The sequence below is a fragment of the Pseudomonas sp. SCA2728.1_7 genome (assembly GCF_018138145.1).
GTDB classification, from domain to species: Bacteria; Pseudomonadota; Gammaproteobacteria; order Pseudomonadales; family Pseudomonadaceae; genus Aquipseudomonas; species Aquipseudomonas koreensis_A.
Genome location: NZ_CP073104.1, coordinates 2,599,595 through 2,619,383, shown reverse-complemented (window position 1 = coordinate 2,619,383; position 19,789 = coordinate 2,599,595). Strand labels below are relative to the sequence as shown.

Sequence of the window (19,789 nt, the reverse complement as noted above, 5' to 3'; positions counted from 1 at the left end):
AATGCAACGCCGGCCAGCCAAAATTTAGGGAGCGACTATTGTTGTTCGGGTACAGGCTCAAAGAAACAGAGCCAAAAACGGCAGCCGACACTTGCCAGCATGATCACGCAGGGCACTTTTTAGCCCATTGCCCCGTCGTAATCCAGCGACGCGGCCGATTATGCCCCAAGAGCCCGCTGAGAATGTTTCGCGCTCGGTTTTTATAATGAAATGTGCCAAGGAGCATCACTGCGATGAATGTTAGCCCAACCAATCGCTCGCGTTTGCAGGTCGCCACACTGCTGGTGCTGGCCACGCTGTTGACCGCGTGCGGCATCAACAATATCCCGACCCTCGACGAACAGGCCAAAGCCGCGTGGGGGCAGGTGCAGAACCAGTACCAGCGCCGCGCCGACCTGATCCCCAATCTGGTGGAAACGGTGAAGGGTTACGCCAAACATGAAGAGGAAACTCTGACGGCAGTGATCGAGGCGCGGGCGAAAGCGACGTCGATCCAGGTCGATGCCAGCACCCTCGACAACCCGGAAAAACTCAAGCAGTTCCAGCAGGCGCAGGATCAACTGACCGGTGCGTTGAGCCGCTTGATGGTGGTCTCAGAGCGCTACCCGGATCTGAAAGCCAACCAGAACTTCCTCGCCCTGCAATCGCAACTCGAGGGCACGGAAAACCGCATCGCCGTGGCGCGCCGCGATTTCATTCTGGCGGTGCAGAAATACAACACCGAGATCCGCACCTTTCCCGGTCGGCTCTGGCACAGCGTGATGTACAGCGACCTGCCGATCCGCGAAACCTTCGAAGCCACCACGCCCGGCGCGGAAAAGGCCCCACAGGTTAAATTCTGAAAGCAAACCTGTGTAGGCGCTGCCGAAGGCTGCGATCTTTTGATGTTGGTTTGTAAAAAAACAAGAGCAAAAGATCGCAGCCTGCGGCAGCTCCTACAGGGGATCGGTGGGGGTATGCATGCGTGTTTTGAAGATGGGGCTGTTGTTGGCGCTGTGGCTGTTCGCCGTCAGCGCCCGGGCCGAGTTGACGTTCCCGGCGCTGAGCGGGCGGGTGGTGGACGAAGCGCAGATGCTCGAGCCGTCGGTGCGCGCGCAACTGAGCCAGCAGTTGCAGGCCCACGAGCAGGCGACCGGCGAGCAATTGGTCGTGGTTACCGTGCCGGATCTGCAAGGCACGACCATCGAGGACTTCGGCGTTCAGCTCGGGCGGCACTGGGCCATCGGCCAGAAGGACAAAAACAACGGCGCGCTGCTGATCGTTGCCCGTGACGAGCGCAAACTGCGCATCGAAGTCGGTTATGGCCTCGAAGACCGGCTGACCGACGCGCAGACTTCAGTGATCATTCATCAAGTCATCACGCCCGCGTTCAAGAGCGGAAATTTCAGCAAGGGCATCAGCGATGGCGTCGCGGCGATGCTGGTGGTATTGGGCGGTAATCCGCTGGATGAGCCGTCGACGGTGTATGAGTCCAGCGGTGATCCGTCCGATGATTTCATCTCGCGGCATCCGGCATTGTTCGTGTTTTTGGTGATGTTGTTCATCCTGACGGTGTTTGTCTGCCAGATGCTCGGTATCCTGCCTGCCGGCCGTGGCGGCTCCGGAGGAGGGGGCGGCTTTGGCGGTGGTGGCGGATTTGGCGGCGGCGGTGGAGGCGGAGGCTTCAGCGGCGGCGGGGGCAGTTTCGGCGGCGGTGGTTCGTCCGGCGGCTGGTGATATCAGAAGAATAATGAGCAGGCACTTTTCAACATGGCACTACTGACCGAACACGAACAACGCAAAGTCGCCGAGGCGATCGCCCGGGTCGAGCGCGACACCGACGCCGAACTGGTGACGGTGCTGGCCGCTCGCGCCGACGATTACGCGTACATCCCGCTGTTGTGGGCGAGCCTCTTGGCACTGGTGGTGCCGGGCGTCGTGCACTACCTGACCGGGTGGCTGACCCTGCGCAGTCTGCTGTTGGTGCAGTGGGGTGCGTTTATCGTGCTGTGCCTGCTGTTTCGTTTGCCGAAAATCACCACCCATCTGATTCCGCGCCGCGTGAGGCATTGGCGCGCGTCGAACCTGGCGCGGCGGCAGTTTCTCGAACAGAACCTGCATCACACGGTGGGCAGTACGGGGATGCTGATTTTTGTTTGCGAGGCTGAGCGGTATGTGGAGATTCTGGTGGATGAGGGGATTTCCAAACGGCTGGACAATAAATCCTGGGATGCGATTGTTGCGGCGTTTACCGAGCAGGTGCTGCAGGGGCGCACGCTTGAGGGGTTTGTCACTTGCATCGAGGCGTGTGGGGAGTTGCTGAAAGTGCATGTGCCGGTGACGCAGGTGAGGAATGAGTTGCCGAATCGGTTGGTGGTTTTGGGTTAGGTTGCAGATTTTTTATTCGGCTTGAGGGCCATACCCTCACCCCAGCCCTCTCCCAGAGGGAGAGGGAGCCGACCGAGGTGTCTTGCGCTGGACATCGACTTGGAAAAACGTATCGATTATGGATTCAAAGCAAATCGTTCAAGTCGGTGTATCTCGTCAATATCCCCCAATCAGTCCCCTCTACCTCTGGGAGAGGGCTAGGGTGAGGGCCGCTTTAACCAACCGTTGGGTAAATAAGAGCGTGTCCCCAACCCCCATCCCCCCTAAAATACCCGCCATTCCCGATATCGCCCGTCCGAGGCCGCTTTTCCATGTCCGTTACTGCCCCTGCCACCAAGCCTGCGCCCGATCACCACGCCCAGTTCATCGAACTGCTGCAAACCAGCCTCGAACAGAACGGTTTCATCAAACTGGTGCTGGCCAAGTACGTCGGTGACGAAGCGGATCTGCAGCGGGTCATCATCAAACCGGTGACGGTCAAAGCGCAGCCGAATCTGTCATTCGTTTATCGCTACAAAACCCGCGACATCACCAAAAACCTGCCCTTGGTTGACGGTGTGACGGCGATTGCCGAGCTGTTGCCTGCCGCGTTCAAAAATGCGCATTTGCTCGCAGTGACTGACGAAGTCCAGCTCGAATACAGTAAAAAGGGCAAGAGTTCGCTGTTCAAGAGCAAACCTCAGCAACTGCGCGAAGCGCCGTCCGCTGAGCACAATCGCGAGAAAAACCGCTTCCTTGAGCTGAGCCGACCCTTCCTCAAGGATCTCGGCGTGACCAATGCGCAACATGAGCTGATCCCGGCGATGTCGCGCAAGTGGAAGCAGATCAACAAGTTCATCGAAGTGTTCAGCCACGCCCTGACCTCGTCGCCGCTGGCGCTGGACAAACCGGTGCGGGTGGCGGATTTCGGTTCGGGCAAGGGTTACCTGACGTTCGCCATTCACGATTACCTGCGCAACACCTTGAAGGCCGAGGGCGAGGTCACGGGTGTCGAGCTGCGCGAAGAGATGGTCAACCTGTGCAACGCTGCCGCCGCGAAGCTCGATCATCCGGGGCTGGTGTTCAAGTGCGGTGACGTGCGCAGCGTGGCGCCGAGCGAGCTGGACGTGATGATCGCCCTGCATGCCTGCGACATCGCTACCGATTATGCGATCCACACCGGTATCCGTTCCGGCGCGTCGATCATCATGTGCTCGCCGTGCTGCCACAAACAGATCCGCCTGCAGATCCAGAGTCCGGCGTTGCTCAAACCGATGCTGCAATACGGTTTGCACCTCGGTCAGCAGGCGGAAATGGTCACCGACAGTCTGCGCGCATTGTTCCTTGAGGCCTGCGGTTACGAGACCAAGGTCTTCGAGTTCATCTCGCTGGATCACACCAACAAGAACAAGATGATTCTCGCGGTAAAACGCGCCGAGCCGGTCGATCCGGCTCAGCTGTTGGTGAAGATCGAAGAGTTGAAGGCGTTCTACAACATCAGCGAGCACTGCCTGGAAACCCTGCTGCGCGCCGACGGCTACCTGGCCTGACACAAAACCCTGTGGGAGCGAGCCTGCTCGCGAAAGCGGACTGACAGTCAACGATGATGTTGGCTGTTACGGACCCTTCGCGAGCAAGCTCGCTTGTATGGTAGGACTTGAAGGGAGGAGGAGGGACAAGGCTCGATTCTGACTGTTAGCGCAGTACAGACCGTGGGAGATTTCACCCTCCTCCTTTCACCCAAGCGCCGATAAAGAATGCATCTGGCCTAGACCGACGATAGGAACAAGCCTGCGCCTCTGGGTGAACCCTTCAAGTGTTCAAACCTTAGCCCGGAGGATTTCTCATGGCAATGCCCGTCGTTACTACTCAGTCGATCATCGGGGTTGATGATGTCGCCAAGGATGAACTGGTGATTTATTGCACCGAATCAGATCAGCTCGAGACAATCTCTAACACCAAAGCAGCAATCAAAAAATGGCTCAAAACTGTAGCCAAGCCAGTGGCAATCGCCATCGAAGCCACCAATATCTATCACCAGGAATTTGCTGATCTGGCGTATGCCGATGGTTGCGTGATCTATATGGTTGGCGGTTATGAGCTCAGCCATTACCGCAAAGGCGTGAACGTTCGCGCCAAAACTGATGCGCTGGATGCCCGATTACTGGCCCGTTATCTGACAAACGAAGGGGACCACTTACGCCCTTGGACACCGCCGTCGCCCTTGTATTGCCGGCTCATCAGTCTTTTCCGGCGCCGTGCGGCTCTGGTCCAGGCTCGTGTCAGCCTCAAGCAGAGCTGGGAGAATGAGCCATTGCTCAAAACCGCTTTCAAAAATCAGATAAACGCCATGCAAAGACTGGAAATTCTGCTGGAGAAAACGATCCTGGCGCAGATAGACGAAGCCGGTTTAGGCGCTCAGCTCAAGCGTTGCATGAAGGTAGAAGGCATCGGTACGTTGACCGGCGCCCGCTTGCTCGCATCCTTTCAGCGTGGGGACTTCAGAAACGCCGACGCTTTCATCGCTTTTCTAGGCCTGGATCTGCGCATATCGGACTCAGGCAAAAAGAAAGGCCGTCGCTGCCTGACCAAACGAGGCGACTCAGAGGCGCGTCGGCTGCTGCACAACGCTGCAATGGCAGCGAGCCGGACCTCGGCGTGGAAAGGGTTTTATGAGGCTTTAAGAGAGCGCGGATTGAGCACTACCCAAGCACTGGTCGCACTAGCCCGCAAGCTTGCCCGGGTGGTATTTGCTCTGTTGAAAAACCAGAGCGAATACTCACCTAAAGCCGTTTAGGGGCTAGGCATGAACCATAGAATCTCCCACATTTGATTTCACCGCAGTCTTGCGGCCGAGCATGACGGTGGCAATCACGCCACACGCAAACACCCAGGTAATCGGTTCGACATGTTCGCCAAAGAACAACGCCGAAAACGCGATGGTGAAGAAGATCTGCAACAACTGGATCTGACTGACCCGGGCAATGCCGCCCATGGCCAGCCCGGCGTACCAGGCGAAGAACCCGAGAAACTGCGAAAACAGAGTCACATACCCGAACGCCCACCAGGCCTTGGCCGACACCGCGCCCTGATGTTGCAGCGCCAGATACAGCACCGGCCCGATCAACAACGGCGTCGACAGCACCAGCGCCCAGCAGATCACCTGCCAGCCGCCCATCTCCTTGGCCAATCGGCCGCCTTCGGCGTAGCCCAGCCCCCCGACGGCAATCGCGCCGAGCATCAGCAGATCACCTGCTTGAATACTGCCGGCTCCGGTGTACAACGCATAACCGAGCACCAGCGCACTGCCCAACGCCGCGCAGGCCCAGAAGGCTTTTGACGGCCGCTCGTGGGACAACCACGCGGCGTACAGCGCCACGCACAGCGGTTGCAGCCCGTTGACCAGCGCACCATGGGAAGCAGGCAACGTTTGCATGGCCCACGCCGACAACACCGGAAAACCCAGAATCACCCCGGCGATCACCAGACTCAGGCCTTTGACTTGCTGCCACGTCGGCCACTTCTCTCGACGCCACAACAGAAGCAACGCCGCCGGAATTGCTGCGAACAACGCGCGGCCCAAACCGTTGAGCAGCGGGTGCAGTTCCTGCACCACGATGCGGGTGAAGGGCAGGGTGAGGCTGAAAATCACCACGCCGAGCAGGCCGAGGGCCATGCCGGTGTTTTCGCGCGAGGACATGAGGGGAGACCAGAATCGTAGGGAATTGGAAGGTGTCCTCATCTAGCCATAATCCGCGAATTTCTGGGTGTTACAGCTAGGCACGGACTTAGGCGTACAGTTTGCGGACGCCATCGCGAGCAGGCTCACTCCTACAGTTGAAATGCGTACTTCTGTAGGAGTGAGCCTGCTCGCGATGGCGTCAACTCGGTAGTAGCCCGTTGTTACCCGTCATTCTCGAATAGGTCTACCTTGAACACTCACAGGTAAATTCCAGAGGAGTCCTCCCCATGGCCGCGAAAAAGATCCTGATGCTGGTCGGCGATTACGTCGAAGACTACGAAGTGATGGTGCCGTTCCAAGCCCTGCAAATGGTCGGTCACACCGTCCACGCCGTATGCCCGGACAAGGCTGCCGGCAAGACCGTGCGCACCGCGATCCATGATTTCGAAGGCGATCAGACCTACAGCGAAAAGCCTGGTCACCTGTTCGCCCTCAACTTCGATTTCGCCAAGGTCAACGAAGCCGATTACGACGCGCTGCTGATTCCCGGCGGTCGTGCGCCGGAATACCTGCGCCTCAATGAAAAAGTCCTCGACCTGGTGCGTGCCTTCGACAAGGCCGGCAAACCGATTGCCGCGGTCTGCCACGGCGCGCAGTTGCTGGCGGCGGCGGGTATTCTTGAAGGCCGCGAATGCAGTGCCTATCCGGCCTGCGCGCCGGAAGTGCGACTGGCGGGCGGTACGTACATCGACATTCCGGTGACGGACGGCCACGTTCAAGGCAATCTGGCCACTGCTCCGGCATGGCCGGCGCACCCGAACTGGCTGGCCGGTTTCCTTGGCTTGCTCGGCACTAAAATCACCCTGTAACGAGGATTCGCCGATGTGCGAGCTCTACGTCAAGGCTGACCCGATTCTCTACGAGTCACGCTCGCGCTCGCTGCGCATCTGCGGCGTGGTGACCACGTTACGCCTGGAGAATCAGTTCTGGGACATCCTCAGCGAAATCGCCGAAGTCGATGGCATGACCACCAACCAATTGATCGCCAAGCTGTATGAAGAGGTGATGGATTATCGCGGGGAGGTCGTGAACTTCGCCTCGTTCCTGCGGGTGAGTTGTATGCGCTATCTGAGTCAGCGGCGGGTGAGTGCGCCGGAGTTGTCGGTGGTGCGGGCGGTGGTGAAATAGCCGGCACCGAGTTGCCTCATTCGCGAGCAGGCTCGCTCCCACATGGGACCGCATTCCACTTGGACAACTCGGTCGAAAGTGGGAGCGAGCCTGCTCGCGAAGAGGCCGGTACAGGCGACAGATGTTCTGGACTGGTCTTTACTCTGAAGCGCGAAATCTCTCAATCGCCAAGGAGCAACGAGCATGTCCGGATGGTACGAACTCAGTAAAAGCAGCAACGGCCAGTTCAGGTTCGTGCTGAAAGCGGCAAACGCCGAAACGATTCTGACCAGCGAGCTGTACACCACTCGCGCAGCGGCCGACGGCGGTATCGTTTCGGTGCAAACCAACAGCCCGCTGGATGAACGCTACGAGAAGAAATCGACGAAGGACGGCCATCCGTACTTCAATCTGAAAGCGGTCAATCACCAGGTCATCGGCAGCAGCGAAGCGTATTCATCGGATGCGGCGTGCGATAAAGGCATTGCCAGCGTCAAGGCGAACGGGCCGAGCAAGGTGATCAAGGACAAGACTTTGCCGGTCCTCTAAATTCACCACATTCCTTTGTAGGAGTGAGCCTGCTCGCGATAGCGGTGGGTCAGTCGATACATGCTCAACTGATCCACCGCTATCGCGAGCAGGCTCACTCCTACATTGTTTTTTGTGGTGTCAGTAAGATCAGCGCAGGGTCTTGAGGATTGCTTGCAGCTGAGTCTGGCCCGCTTCACTCAGCGGAAATACCGGCAAACGTGGATCGCCCGATTCAAGCCCGGTCTGCCGCAACCCGGCCTTGATCGTCGCCGGCAACCCACCCTTGAGAATGAAATCCAGCAGCGGCAATTGGCGGTAGAACAGATCCCGCGCCCGATCCAGATCCCCAGCCATGGCGGCCTCATACAAGTCCAGATTCAGTTGTGGAATCAAATTGGGCGCCGCCGTGCACCAGCCCTTCGCCCCGGCGGCAAACGCCTCCAGCGCCAGCGGATTGCAGCCGTTGTAGAACGGCACCTGGCCTTCGCCGAGCAATTGCAGCTTGTGCATGCGCTGAATATCGCCGGTGCTCTCCTTGACCATGGTCACGTTTTCCACGCCATTGACGATGCGCAGAATCAAATCCACCGACATGTCGGTGCCGCTGGTGGCCGGGTTGTTGTAGAGCATGATCGGCACGCCGATGCTCTCGCCGATGGCGCGGTAGTGCGCGAGGATTTCCGCTTCAGTAAGTTTCCAGTACGAAGCCGGCAGTACCATCACCGCGTCGGCACCATGGGCTTCAGCAAAACGTGCGCGGCGTACGGCTTTGGCGGTGGTCAGGTCGGACACGCTGACGATGGTCGGCACGCGTTTGGCCACATGTTTGATACTGAATTCGGCGACCTGATCCCACTCCGCATCGCTCAGGTAAGCGCCTTCGCCGGTGCTGCCCAGCGGCGCGATGGCGTGGACGCCGCTGGCGATCAGGCGATCGATCGATTGCCCGAGCGCTGGCAAATCCAGCCCTTCGCCGTTGGCGCCGAACGGGGTGATGGTGTAGCCGATGATGCCGTGAATAGTGGACATGGGAATCTCTCCGTAAATAGGTTCAGTTCAGGCAATCGGCGTGTTGGCGCAGATTCTGCCGGGCGTAGTAGTTGAAGGCCGCGGCGTGGCGCTTCGGCTTGGCGATCCAGTCGTGCGCCTCGCGGCCCAGCTCCGGGATGATCGGTTTGATCGTGCCCGCCGCCATCGCCAGCAGTTGCAGCTTGGCCGCGCGTTCGATCAGTTGGGCGATGACACACGCCTCTTCAATCGTTGTGCCGGTCGACAGCTGACCGTGGTGCGAAAGCAGGATCGCGCGTTTGTCGCCCAGTGCACCGGCAATCAACTCGCCTTCTTCGTTACCCACCGGTACACCCGGCCAGCCTTCGAGAAACGCGCAGTCGTCGTACAGCGGGCACAGATCCATGTGGGAAATCTGCAGCGGCACCTCCAGCATCGACAGCGCCGCGACGTGGGTCGGGTGGGTGTGAATGATGCAGTTCACATCCGGCCGGGCGCGGTACACCCAGCTGTGAAAACGGTTGGCCGGGTTGGCCATGCCGTGACCTTCGAGAACTTCCAGATCCTCGTTGACCAGCAACAGATTGCTCGCGGTGATTTCGTCGAAGCCCAGGCCCAATTGCTGAGTGTAATAGGTGCCGAGCTGCGGCCCACGGGCGGTGATTTGCCCGGCCAGACCTGAGTCGTGACCGTTCTCGAAGAGAATCCGGCAGGTCAGGGCCAGCTTTTGCCGGTCGGTCCACGTATTATCCGCGAGGCTTTTTTGCATCTGGGTCAGCGCTTGCTTGACCAGTTGGTCTTTGGGTAGTGCTAATGTCTTGGCCATGTCTGTGTCCTTTGGGTGAGAGCAAATGACACGAAAGAGGCTATATGACACAAAGTGTCATTGGCAAGCACAAATCGTCGCTTCCTTGCTGGAATAACCGCCGCGCATGTCTATCCGTTTGAAATTATTGAGAAAAAAACTTGGCGTTACTCTTGAGGCATTGGCCGAAAAATCCGGCATGACCAAGAGTTATCTGTCGAAAGTCGAGCGCGGGCTGAACACGCCGTCGATTGCTGCTGCGTTGAAACTGGCGAAAGCGCTGAATGTGAAAGTCGAGGATTTATTCTCCGAAGACAACGTCAGCCTCGACAGCTACAGCCTGGTGCGCAGCCACGAGCGTCAGTCATTGGCCGCGAATGATCAGAGCCCGGGGTATGCCGTGCTGGCGCATCAGGTCAGCGAGCGCAACCTGCTGCCGTTCATCATCTACCCGCCAAAAGAGTTCAGCGACAAGACCTTCAAGGAGCATTTGGGCGAGGAGTTTCTGTTCGTCCACGAAGGGCAGGTCGAAGTGGATTTCATGAACGAGAAGGTGCTGCTGGAGCGCGGTGATGCGCTGCATTTCAATGCGCAGAAACCGCACCGGATCAGATCGGTGGGGGATGTGCAGGCGCAGTTGCTGGTGGTGGTGCACAGCGCCGAAGAATGAGTTGATTGGGCTAAAGCTATCGCGAGCAGGCTCACTCCTACAGTTGAAATGCGATCCCCTGTAGGAGTGAGCCTGCTCGCGATAGCGTCGGTAGCCTCACCACTAAATCTCGACCGGCACCGACAACTTCGGGTTGCCAAGCGCATGCGTCTTGGCATCAAAAAACCGCAACTCCACACCCGTCCCCTCAAACACCTGCGCGTAATGCCGCTTCTGATGCTGAACAAACGCCGCACTGCGCGGGTAAATCGAGATCGCCACCGTCGCAGGTTTCGCCAAGCGCAGCGCCCGAACGATATGCGCATCCTGCTCGCCCAACGCATGGCCAAAAATGCACAGACTGCCGCCATGCCCGAGCAATTGCTCATAACAGAACGACAGATAATCCGAACTGCGAATGGTCTTGAGCTTGTCTGCACTCGGCCCTTCGGTAACGAACAGCGGCACGTCATCCAGCGTCTTGATCGTATTGTTGATCGCGAAACTGCCGAGCAGCGTGCCTTCGGTCGAGGTCAGCTTGCGCGCGGTGCCGTCCTGGTTGCGTACCAGATGCAGACCACCGTGCAGGTACAGCAGGCGCGGTTTGTCGGTGGCCGTTTCGCTCAGATCGAAACTCGCATTGGCGCCGTTGAACAGATCGTCGATGGCATCGCTTTGGTGTTGCAGCGCCCAGTAGTTGAGCAGGTCGTAATTGGTGGTGAACACCGTGCGATAGCGCGCCAGTTCTTCGTTCAACGTCGCCAGCGTCGAAGGCTTAACCAGCCGCCACGGAATGTGCACGGCGTGCACGGTGTTGATCAGCGCTTCCTTGATCGCGTAATAGCGGTTGCGCGGCGCCGCTGAGCTGACGGCCAACGCTTTGTTGACCCGGCTGGTGGTTTTCAGCGCGCCGAGGACCTGCTCGAAGCTGCGCGTCTGCATGGCGTCAAACACCGCCAGTTCCGACGGGCTCAGTGGTTTTTCTTCCACGGTGCGGGCGTTTTCGAACAGCGAGTCATAGCCGAAATCGTCCCATACCGCACGGCTGGCACCATTGCCCACCAGCAAGCCGTTGAAGTCGGTCGCGGCGCGCAGGGTGTTCCAGTCTTCAAGGCTGGCGTCGACATCGAGAAAATCGGTCATTGCGTAGGCGGTCTCAAAACAAAGGGGCTGATGGGCGGCGACTTTATCACGAGCGGGCATTGAGCCAGATCAACATCGCTCGTGACCGATCGGTCGATGCTGTGTCTATCCGCCGAACCGGAGCAGTCGATTCGGCCCCAGTCAGGAGACGCGCGCATGACCAGTACCTTTTTCATTCCGGCGGTAAACATCATGGGCAATGGTTGCCTCGACGAAGCCATGGTTGCCATCCGCAACTATGGTTTTCGCAAGGCGCTGATCGTCACCGACACCGGGCTGGCCAAGGCCGGCGTGGCAACCATGGTCGCAGAGAAACTGGCGATGCAGGACATCGATTCGGTGATCTTCGACGGCGCCAAACCCAACCCGAGCATCGCCAATGTCGAGTCGGGCCTGGGGCTGCTCAAGGAAAGTCGCTGCGATTTCGTCGTGTCGCTGGGCGGCGGTTCGCCCCACGACTGCGCCAAGGGTATTGCGCTGTGCGCGACCAACGGCGGTGAGATTCGCGATTACGAAGGCGTCGATCAATCGAGCAAACCGCAATTGCCGCTGATCGCGATCAACACCACCGCCGGCACCGCCAGCGAGATGACCCGGTTCTGCATCATCACCGACGAATCGCGACACGTGAAAATGGCCATCGTCGACCGCAACGTCACGCCGCTGCTGTCGGTCAACGACCCGGAGCTGATGGTCGCCATGCCCAAAGGCCTGACCGCCGCCACCGGTATGGATGCGTTGACCCACGCCATCGAAGCCTACGTCTCGACCGCTGCCAATCCGATCACCGATGCCTGCGCATTGAAGGCGATGACCCTGATCAGCAACAACCTGCGCCTGGCCGTGCGCGACGGCAGCGACCTCGCCGCGCGGGAAAACATGGCGTACGCGCAGTTCCTCGCCGGCATGGCCTTCAACAATGCCTCGCTTGGTTTCGTGCATGCGATGGCGCATCAGTTGGGCGGGTTTTACGACTTGCCCCATGGTGTGTGCAACGCCGTGCTGCTGCCCCATGTGCAGACGTTCAATGCGCTGGTCTGCGCCGAGCGCCTGACCGATGTCGCTCACGCCATGGGCGCTGATATCCGAGGTTTCAGCCCGGAAGAGGGCGCGCAAGCGGCGATCACTGCGATCCGTTGCCTGGCCAAAGATGTCGAGATCCCCGGTGGCCTGCGTGAGCTCGGCGCCAAGCTCAGCGACATCCCGGTGCTGGCCACCAACGCACTGAAAGACGCCTGCGGTTTGACCAATCCTCGGGCGGCAGATCAGCGCCAGATCGAGGAGATTTTTCGCAACGCGTTTTGAGAGGCACGGCAGGGGTAATTTCTTGACGGTCAGGTTTTGCCCTTGCCCTTGCCTTTAGCGATCACCGTAAACGTTCGAACACGGACCCAGTCAGAGAACTCCCCGTTGATGTTCTGAATGGCGGATATCCGGTGCGGTCCGGGAGGTAAGGGTTTTGTAACCTGAGTACGCCATTGCTTGAAGGAGTCGACGTCGGCGTTGGCAATCATCTCGCCGGTGTCCAGATCGATAAGGCTAACGACGCCTTCAGCTTTTGTGACATCTCCCGAAAGGACCAGAACCGTATTTACCTGTGCTCCCTCTTTTGGTTCGAAAATTACCGGGACGTCGATTGCCGGCTGCAGTAGCACGGTATAGCTGCGCTCCTCACTCCATTCTGACGTGACGCCTTGCCATGTCTGGTGGGCGTGAATTCCCTGCTGACCCGGAGACTGGACACCGCTGATGCTAAACGCCCACCGTCCATTTGCGCTGACATGGCCGCTACCGAGCAAATGCGTGTTTGCAATGTTCCAGACCTGCACCTGAGCTCCCGGTATAGCGCTGCCGAGAAACAGTGTTGCAACCCCCGTTTTCTTGCCCTCTTCGGGGTACGTGATGGTCGGGGGCGGGACAGGTTGCTTATTGGACTTGTCGGGAGTGCTCATCGTGCTGCTCGTTTCAGGCTGATTTGAAACGGAACACTGGCACGGTGTGTCCCGTTTAGAACCTGTAAGAACTACCAGTTTTTTAGCTTTTTTTGATTGGACAGTAATTTCATTTCGCTCTAAAAAACTGTCATTTCTGTCAGTTGTTTTGCTTGGGTGCTTCGGATCGAATGCCTTGACAACGGGATCGATTCCGGTCTTTTGAGGAGCACACGAACATGCCGAAAGCCACAGCACCCAAAGTATCGAAAGCCCCCAAAAAGAAAAAAGCACAATCAGCGGGAGAACTGGATGATCGCTTTGGCCTGCGAACGCTGAAGTTTCCCGGAGCGAGCAAGACCATTGGCCATGGGGTGGCGATAACCCCGTCGGGGCGGATCATGGTCAGCGCAACCGTTGAGGTATCGGGGCTTTCGTATTACGGCCTGGTGTGTCTGGATGCCAATGGAGATCTGTATTCGAACTTTGGTACTGGGGGCTATCTCCACGGCCAATTTGCCAGCGGCCTGCTCTCGCAAGGCGGACAGTTAATCGTTGCTGCAAACGGTCTTATCTATCTGTGCGGCGTGATTGGCGTGATCAAAAACACGACCGTCGAATACCAACAGGTTATCGCTCGGTTCTTGCCCGACGGCTCGCCGGATATCAGCTTCGGCGGCAATAACAACGGCTATCGGATTATGCCCATGCGCATTCCCCTCCTGACCGGTGCCACGGGTGGGCGTCTGATTCTGGCAAAGTCCACTCCACAGGCAGCAGAGCCGGACAGGCTGTTGTTCGTGACCTCGCAAAAAGGCAGTGGATTGCTGGCGCGATTCCATCTCGATGGCTCGGACGATTTATCGTTCGCGAGCAAAGGCTGGATTGTTCTGACGCTGCCACAGGTGGCGATCACGTTGCTGGGGATCATCCAGCTGGGCAATGGGCTGATTCTGGTGTTCGGCAAAACAGAAGTCACCAACCAGGGATTGGTCACGGCGTTCGACAGCAGCGGAAACGTCGCAGAAGCGTTTGGCAACAAGGGGATATTGTTGTTGAGCCTTCAGAAGGAGGGCAAGCCACTCGAAAGCACGGTGAAACAAATCATTGAGCAAAGGACAGAGCGCTTGCTCTTGCTCGGTTCGGCGGTGGAAGCATTGGCAGGGGAGAAACTCCAGCATGCGTTTATCAGCGGCATCACCCACACCGGCGAGACGGATGAAACGTTCAATGACAAAGATCCTGTTATCACCCCGGCGACAGGGGCCCTCGATCTAAGGAGCTGGACAGAAGGGGTCGCCCTGGATGACAGAATCGTCACGGTCGGACAAACCACGGGGGGCACACGAGGTTTACTGACGGGAGGCTTTCTGTCCAATGGCGCCGTGGATCCTGCATTCAAAGTCGAGGGTGCGATGGACATTTCGTGGGCCGCCATCGATGCCAGCCTGCAGGAGTCTTCGATCCTGGTGCTGGGAAGGAACGACAACAACGCGCAGCTGGTCCGCCTGCTGACCGCACCTGCCGCAAAACGGCGTAACACCACCGGCCGTTGATCAGTTGGAGATAAATCCGGGCTATCCTGCCGACTCGGACGAACCCCAGTCAGCGAGCCCTCCATGCTGCAAAAAAGCCTGATCCGCCGCCTCGACCTGATCACCCTGCAACTGTTTGTCGCCGTCCACGAAGAGGGCACGCTGACCCGCGCGGCCTCGCGCGAAGCCATCGCGGTGTCGGCGGCCAGCAAACGGCTGATGGAGCTGGAAGAGGCGCTCGGGATCAGTTTGTTCGTGCGTCAGGCCAAAGGCATGACGCTGACCCCGGCCGGGGAAACCTTGCTGCATCATGCCCGGCAGATGCTGTTCAACGTCGAGAAAATGGGCCTGGAACTCGGCGAACACAGCCACGGTGTGCGCGGTTATGTGCGCATGCTGGCGAACCTCTCCGCGATCATTCAGTTTCTTCCCGAAGACTTGCGCGACTTCTCCGCGCAGCACCCGCAGGTCAAGACTGACCTTGAAGAGCGGCCCAGCGCCGGAGTGATTCAAGGCGTGCTCGATGGCGTGGCAGATCTCGGTATTTGTTCCAACGACAGCGACACCAAAGGCCTGCACAGCGTGTTGTACCGTCAGGACAAACTGCTGGTGGTGATGCTGCCGGAACATCCGTTGGCGGCGCGCGAGTCGGTGGCGTTCGCTGAAACGCTCGACAGCGACTACGTCGGACTGCATGCCGCCAGTTCGATCAACATGCGTACTCACGCGGCGGCGCGACAGGCCGGCAAAGTCCTGCGCATTCGCATTCATGTGCCGGGGTTCGATGCGGTGTGCCGGATGGTCCAGGCCAACATGGGTATCGGCATCTTGCCGCAGCGTGCTTATGAATTGTTTGGCCAGGCGCTGGGGTTGCACGCAGTGCCGTTGACGGATGACTGGTCGGATCGCGCGTTGATTGTGGTGGTGCGCGATGAGGCGGGATTGTCGCCGGTGAGCCGGATGTTGTTTGAGCATTTGCGGGGGCAGGGCGCATAGATCTTCAGTGAATGTCCCGGCCTCTTCGCGAGCAAGCTCGCTCCCACAGTGGATATGTGTTGAGCACAGAATCTGCAGCCGCCACGAAACCCTGTGGGAGCGAGCCTGCTCGCGAAGACTGATTTGAATTCACCACATCACTCCTGAGCGTTCGCATTTGGCGAACGCCCATTGCCGAGACACGGCTGGATTGCCCGATCATCGTTCCTCTAGCCTTGGCCACCTATTCCAAGAACAAGAGGTACCCCGCGATGACTGCCCCTTTGAGTGCGATCAAAGTGATCGAGATCGGCACGCTGATTGCCGCGCCGTTTGCCGCGCGCATGCTCGCCGAGTTCGGCGCCGAGGTGATCAAGATCGAAGCCATGGGTCAGGGCGACCCGCTGCGCAAATGGCGCAAGCTGCACGAAGGCACGTCGCTGTGGTGGTACCTGCAATCACGCAACAAGAAATCGCTGGCACTCAATCTGAAATCCGCCGAAGGCATCGAGTTGGTCAAGCAACTGGCCAGCGATGCCGACGTCATCATCGAAAACCTGCGCCCCGGTGCGCTGGAGAAACTTGGCCTCGGCTGGGACGTGCTCCACGCGCTGAACCCCAATCTCACCCTCGTGCGCATTTCTGGCTACGGCCAGACCGGCCCGTACCGCGATCGCCCTGGTTTCGGCGCGATCGGCGAGGCCATGGGCGGCATTCGTTACACCACTGGCACCCCCGGTTCACCACCGGCACGGGTCGGCGTCAGCCTCGGCGATTCACTGGCCTCGCTGCACGCGGTGATCGGCGCGTTGATGGCGCTGCTGCGGGTCAAGACCGGGCAGGGCGGCGGGCAGATTGTCGATGTGTCGCTGGCCGAAAGCGTGTTCAACGTCATGGAAAGCCTGGTGCCGGAATACGACATGCTTGGCCATGTCCGCGAACGCAGCGGCGGCGCCTTGCCAGGCATTGCACCGTCGAACACTTACCTCACGGCGGATGGCGCTTACGTGGTGATCGCCGGCAACAGCGACCCGATCTACAAACGTCTGATGCAAACCATTGGCCGTGATGACTTGGCTGAAGCAGCAGAATTCGCTCACAACGATGGCCGTGCGGCCAAGAGCGGTTTGCTCGACGCCGCGATTACCCACTGGACCAGCAGCCTGCCGATCGACGACGTGCTCGCCGCGCTGGAAGCCGCTGAAGTGCCGGCCGGGCGAATTTATTCAGTGGCCGATATCGTTGCCGACCCGCACTATCAGGCACGGGACATGCTGCTCAGTGCCGAGTTGCCCGGCGGTGTAACAGTGAAAATGCCCGGCATCGTCCCCAAACTCTCGGAAACCCCCGGCGGCGTGAACTGGTCGGGGCCGACACTCGGCCAGCACACCGACGGTATTCTTGCCGGCCTTGGCCTGACTGAACTCGACATCGAACGCCTGAAAAGCCAAGGGGTGGTGCAATGATCACCGACTATTCGCAAACCCTGATCGTCCAGGAAGTCTCGCCGCGCGATGGTTTGCAGATCGAGCCGACCTGGGTGGAAACCGCTGACAAGATCGCCCTGATCGATCAGCTGTCGCTGGCCGGTTTCAGCCGTATCGAGGCGGGTTCGTTCGTCTCTCCGAAAGCCATTCCGGCGCTGCGTGACGGCGAGCAAGTCTTCACTGGCATTCAACGACAGTCGGGGGTGATTTACGTCGCGCTGATTCCCAACCTCAAAGGTGCGCAGCGTGCGTTGGCGGCGGGTGCCGATGAACTGAATCTGGTGATGTCCGCCAGCCAGACGCACAACATGGCCAACATGCGCATGCGCTGCGAGGATTCGCTGGCGGCGTTTGCAGAGATTGTCGCGTTCGCCAGCGGTTCCGGCGTGCGCCTCAACGGCAGTATCGCAACGACGTTCGGTTGCCCGTTCGAAGGCCAGATCGACGAGGATCGCGTACTGCAAATCGTCGATGCTTATCAGGAACTCGGCATTGCCGGCATCACCCTCGCCGACACCACCGGCATGGCCAATCCGCGTCAGGTAGATCGCTTGGTGCGGCGGGTGTTGCAGCGGGTTTCACCGGCTGATCTGACCCTGCATTTCCACAACACCCGTGGTCTGGGTCTGTGCAATGTGCTGGCGGCCTATGAGGCGGGGGCGCGGCGTTTCGATGCGGCGCTCGGTGGTCTCGGTGGTTGTCCGTTTGCGCCGGGCGCGTCGGGGAATATCTGCACCGAAGATCTGGTGAACCTGTGCGATGAGATCGGTATTCACACCGGCATCGATTTGCCTTTGCTGCTGAAACTCTCGCGTGGCTTGCCGGATCTGCTGGGCCACGAAGTCCCCGGCCAACTGGCCAAGGCCGGGCGCAACTGCGACCTGCACCCGATCCCCACCTGACAACACCAATCCCCCTGTAGGAGTGAGCCTGCTCGCGATAGCGGTGTGTCAGGCAACATTTGCGGTGATAGATACAGCGCTATCGCGAGCAGGCTCACTCCTACAGTTAAAAACGCATACCAGACAACAAAAACAATCGGACGCCCACCGGCAGTCCGTCTGGAGAAAAGCCATGAGCCTCAATGTAATGGAGGCGGGCGCAAGTCCGTCCGTCGATCACGACGCCGAAAAAGCCCTGGTCAGCAAAGTCGCCTGGCGCCTGATGCCGCTGATCATGGTCTGCTACCTGTTCGCCTTTTTCGACCGCATCAACATCAGCTTCGCCAAGTTCCAGTTGCAGACAGACCTGAGCCTGAGCGACACCGCGTACGGCCTCGGCGCCGGGCTGTTCGTGGTCGGTTACGTGCTGTTCGAAGTGCCGAGCAACATGATGCTCTACAAGGTTGGCGCACGCCGCTGGATCGCCCGAATCATGATGTCCTGGGGCGTGGCGACGGCAGCGATGGTCTTCGTCAACAGCGAATGGCAGTTCTACGCGCTGCGCTTTGTGATCGGCGCGATGGAAGCCGGGTTTGCCCCGGGCGTGCTGTATTACCTGACGCTGTGGTTCCCGCAGCATTTCCGTGGTCGCATTACCTCGATGCTGTTTCTCGCTTCGGCATTTGCCGGGCTGGTTGGCGCGCCGTTCTCCGGGCTGGTGCTGGAGCACCTCGACGGCGTGCTGCAAATGCGCGGCTGGCACTGGCTGTTCCTGCTCGGCGGCGTACCGTGCATCGGTCTCGGTTTTCTGGTGCTGATGCTGCTCAAGGATCGTATCGAGGATGCGCACTGGCTGACGGCTGACGAGAAAAAATTGCTCTCCAGCCGCATCGCCCAGCATGAGCCGCACAAGAGTGGTGGTTCGTTGCTCGCGGCGTTGAAGATTCCCGGTTTTCTGACCTTGGGTCTGATCTACTTTCTGATTCAGGTGGCGTCCTACGGTTTGAATTTCTGGGCGCCGCAATTGATCCGCAGCGCCGGCACCGAGAGCCCGGTGATGATCGGTCTGCTGACGGCCATCCCGTACATTTGCGGGGCGATCAGCATGGTAGTAATCGGGCGTTTGTCGGATGCCACCGGTGAGCGGCGCAAGTTTGTTGCCGGGTTGGTCATCGTGGGGGCTATCGGCTTTTTCAGTGCGGGGATTTTCGCCAGCCACACGACGTTTCTGATCGTCGCTCTTGGCTTGCTCGGCGCCGGGATCATTGCCTCGATTCCGAGCTTCTGGACCTTGCCACCGAAGTTGCTCGCCGGGGCGGGCGCTGGTGCGGCGGGCGGGATTGCGGTGATCAACACCCTTGGGCAATTCGGCGGGATTGTCAGCCCGGTGATGGTCGGGCGGATCAAAGACCTGACCGGCAGCACCACGCCGGCGCTGTATGTGATCGGTGTGGCGGCGCTGATTGCGGCGGCGTTGCTGTTGTGGGGCTTGCCGCAGAAATTGCGCACGCTAGACAAGTTCTGAGATTGGCGGCGCCTGCAATGACGCTTTCGCGAGCAGGCTCGCTCCCACATTTGAAATGCATTCCCCTGTGGGAGCGAGCCTGCTCGCGAAGACTGACTTCCTGACACTGAAAGTCGTGGATTCA

Annotated in this window: 20 protein-coding genes; 15 read left to right on the top strand and 5 right to left on the bottom strand. The window is 59.1% G+C overall.

The window, feature by feature from the left end:
- Positions 1-233: 233 nt before the first annotated feature.
- The 5 genes from KBP52_RS11680 to KBP52_RS11660 all read left to right on the top strand — a co-directional run bounded on the left by KBP52_RS11680 (position 234) and on the right by KBP52_RS11660 (position 5,143).
- The gene (locus KBP52_RS11680) at positions 234-842 is read left to right on the top strand and encodes a LemA family protein (protein WP_116028830.1); all 609 of its coding nucleotides are present in this window, start codon (positions 234-236) and stop codon (positions 840-842) included.
- Positions 843-960: 118 nt separating this feature from the next.
- Complete coding sequence (locus KBP52_RS11675) at positions 961-1,716, top strand: TPM domain-containing protein (protein WP_116028831.1); 756 nt, start codon at positions 961-963, stop codon at positions 1,714-1,716.
- A gap of 33 nt (positions 1,717-1,749) precedes the next feature.
- The gene (locus tag KBP52_RS11670; RefSeq protein ID WP_212622799.1) at positions 1,750-2,367 is read left to right on the top strand and encodes a hypothetical protein; all 618 of its coding nucleotides are present in this window, start codon (positions 1,750-1,752) and stop codon (positions 2,365-2,367) included.
- A 311-nt stretch (positions 2,368-2,678) separates the two neighbouring features.
- On the top strand, positions 2,679-3,896 hold the full coding sequence (locus KBP52_RS11665; protein ID WP_212622798.1) for an SAM-dependent methyltransferase: 1,218 nt from the start codon (positions 2,679-2,681) through the stop codon (positions 3,894-3,896).
- Positions 3,897-4,192: 296 nt separating this feature from the next.
- Complete coding sequence (locus KBP52_RS11660) at positions 4,193-5,143, top strand: IS110 family transposase (RefSeq protein WP_212622797.1); 951 nt, start codon at positions 4,193-4,195, stop codon at positions 5,141-5,143.
- A 3-nt stretch (positions 5,144-5,146) separates the two neighbouring features.
- Here the strand turns inward: KBP52_RS11660 and KBP52_RS11655 are convergent, their stop codons facing one another.
- A complete protein-coding gene (locus KBP52_RS11655) occupies positions 5,147-6,046 on the bottom strand; it encodes a DMT family transporter (RefSeq protein WP_212622796.1) in 900 nt (299 codons plus the stop codon).
- A 269-nt stretch (positions 6,047-6,315) separates the two neighbouring features.
- On the opposite strand from KBP52_RS11655, the gene KBP52_RS11650 reads away from it, so the two are divergent.
- The 3 genes from KBP52_RS11650 (at position 6,316) to KBP52_RS11640 (ending at position 7,744) form a co-directional block, all read left to right on the top strand.
- Positions 6,316-6,897 carry a DJ-1/PfpI family protein gene (locus KBP52_RS11650; RefSeq protein WP_077571480.1) on the top strand — a complete coding sequence of 194 codons (582 nt, stop codon included), beginning with the start codon at positions 6,316-6,318 and terminating at the stop codon, positions 6,895-6,897.
- Between the two features lie 13 nt (positions 6,898-6,910).
- Positions 6,911-7,216 (top strand): ribbon-helix-helix domain-containing protein, encoded by a 306-nt coding sequence (locus KBP52_RS11645; protein ID WP_007916314.1) that lies wholly within the window; start codon positions 6,911-6,913, stop codon positions 7,214-7,216.
- A 183-nt stretch (positions 7,217-7,399) separates the two neighbouring features.
- Positions 7,400-7,744: a YegP family protein gene (locus KBP52_RS11640; protein ID WP_212622795.1), complete on the top strand. Its 345-nt coding sequence runs from the start codon at positions 7,400-7,402 to the stop codon at positions 7,742-7,744.
- Positions 7,745-7,873: 129 nt separating this feature from the next.
- On the opposite strand, the gene KBP52_RS11635 is transcribed toward KBP52_RS11640, so the two are convergent.
- Together KBP52_RS11635 and KBP52_RS11630 are read right to left on the bottom strand one after the other, a co-directional pair.
- A complete protein-coding gene (locus KBP52_RS11635) occupies positions 7,874-8,755 on the bottom strand; it encodes a dihydrodipicolinate synthase family protein (RefSeq protein WP_212622794.1) in 882 nt (293 codons plus the stop codon).
- A gap of 22 nt (positions 8,756-8,777) precedes the next feature.
- Positions 8,778-9,560, bottom strand: a complete 783-nt coding sequence (locus KBP52_RS11630) for an aldolase (RefSeq protein ID WP_212622793.1) — start codon at positions 9,558-9,560, stop codon at positions 8,778-8,780.
- Positions 9,561-9,666: 106 nt separating this feature from the next.
- On the opposite strand from KBP52_RS11630, the gene KBP52_RS11625 reads away from it, so the two are divergent.
- Entirely contained in the window at positions 9,667-10,209 is a 543-nt protein-coding gene (locus KBP52_RS11625; protein ID WP_137218067.1) for a helix-turn-helix domain-containing protein, read from the top strand.
- A gap of 102 nt (positions 10,210-10,311) precedes the next feature.
- Here KBP52_RS11625 and KBP52_RS11620 read toward each other — a convergent pair whose 3' ends face one another.
- Positions 10,312-11,331, bottom strand: a complete 1,020-nt coding sequence (locus tag KBP52_RS11620) for a DUF4917 family protein (protein WP_212622792.1) — start codon at positions 11,329-11,331, stop codon at positions 10,312-10,314.
- Positions 11,332-11,487: 156 nt separating this feature from the next.
- Here KBP52_RS11620 and yiaY point away from each other — a divergent pair, with 156 nt between their 5' ends.
- Positions 11,488-12,636, top strand: coding sequence for an L-threonine dehydrogenase (gene yiaY / locus KBP52_RS11615; protein ID WP_212622791.1), 1,149 nt, complete (start codon positions 11,488-11,490; stop codon positions 12,634-12,636).
- A gap of 29 nt (positions 12,637-12,665) precedes the next feature.
- Here yiaY and KBP52_RS11610 read toward each other — a convergent pair whose 3' ends face one another.
- Entirely contained in the window at positions 12,666-13,283 is a 618-nt protein-coding gene (locus KBP52_RS11610) for a hypothetical protein (protein ID WP_212622790.1), read from the bottom strand.
- A gap of 218 nt (positions 13,284-13,501) precedes the next feature.
- On the opposite strand from KBP52_RS11610, the gene KBP52_RS11605 reads away from it, so the two are divergent.
- The 5 genes from KBP52_RS11605 (at position 13,502) to KBP52_RS11585 (ending at position 19,665) form a co-directional block, all read left to right on the top strand.
- A complete protein-coding gene (locus tag KBP52_RS11605; RefSeq protein WP_212622789.1) occupies positions 13,502-14,818 on the top strand; it encodes a hypothetical protein in 1,317 nt (438 codons plus the stop codon).
- Between the two features lie 63 nt (positions 14,819-14,881).
- On the top strand, positions 14,882-15,793 hold the full coding sequence (locus KBP52_RS11600; RefSeq protein ID WP_137218070.1) for a LysR family transcriptional regulator: 912 nt from the start codon (positions 14,882-14,884) through the stop codon (positions 15,791-15,793).
- Between the two features lie 251 nt (positions 15,794-16,044).
- Entirely contained in the window at positions 16,045-17,238 is a 1,194-nt protein-coding gene (locus tag KBP52_RS11595) for a CaiB/BaiF CoA-transferase family protein (RefSeq protein ID WP_212622788.1), read from the top strand.
- The gene (locus tag KBP52_RS11590) at positions 17,235-18,161 is read left to right on the top strand and encodes a hydroxymethylglutaryl-CoA lyase (protein ID WP_212622787.1); all 927 of its coding nucleotides are present in this window, start codon (positions 17,235-17,237) and stop codon (positions 18,159-18,161) included. The genes KBP52_RS11595 and KBP52_RS11590 overlap by 4 nt, the downstream gene beginning before the upstream one ends.
- A 172-nt stretch (positions 18,162-18,333) precedes the next feature.
- On the top strand, positions 18,334-19,665 hold the full coding sequence (locus KBP52_RS11585; protein ID WP_212622786.1) for an MFS transporter: 1,332 nt from the start codon (positions 18,334-18,336) through the stop codon (positions 19,663-19,665).
- Positions 19,666-19,789 lie beyond the last annotated feature (124 nt).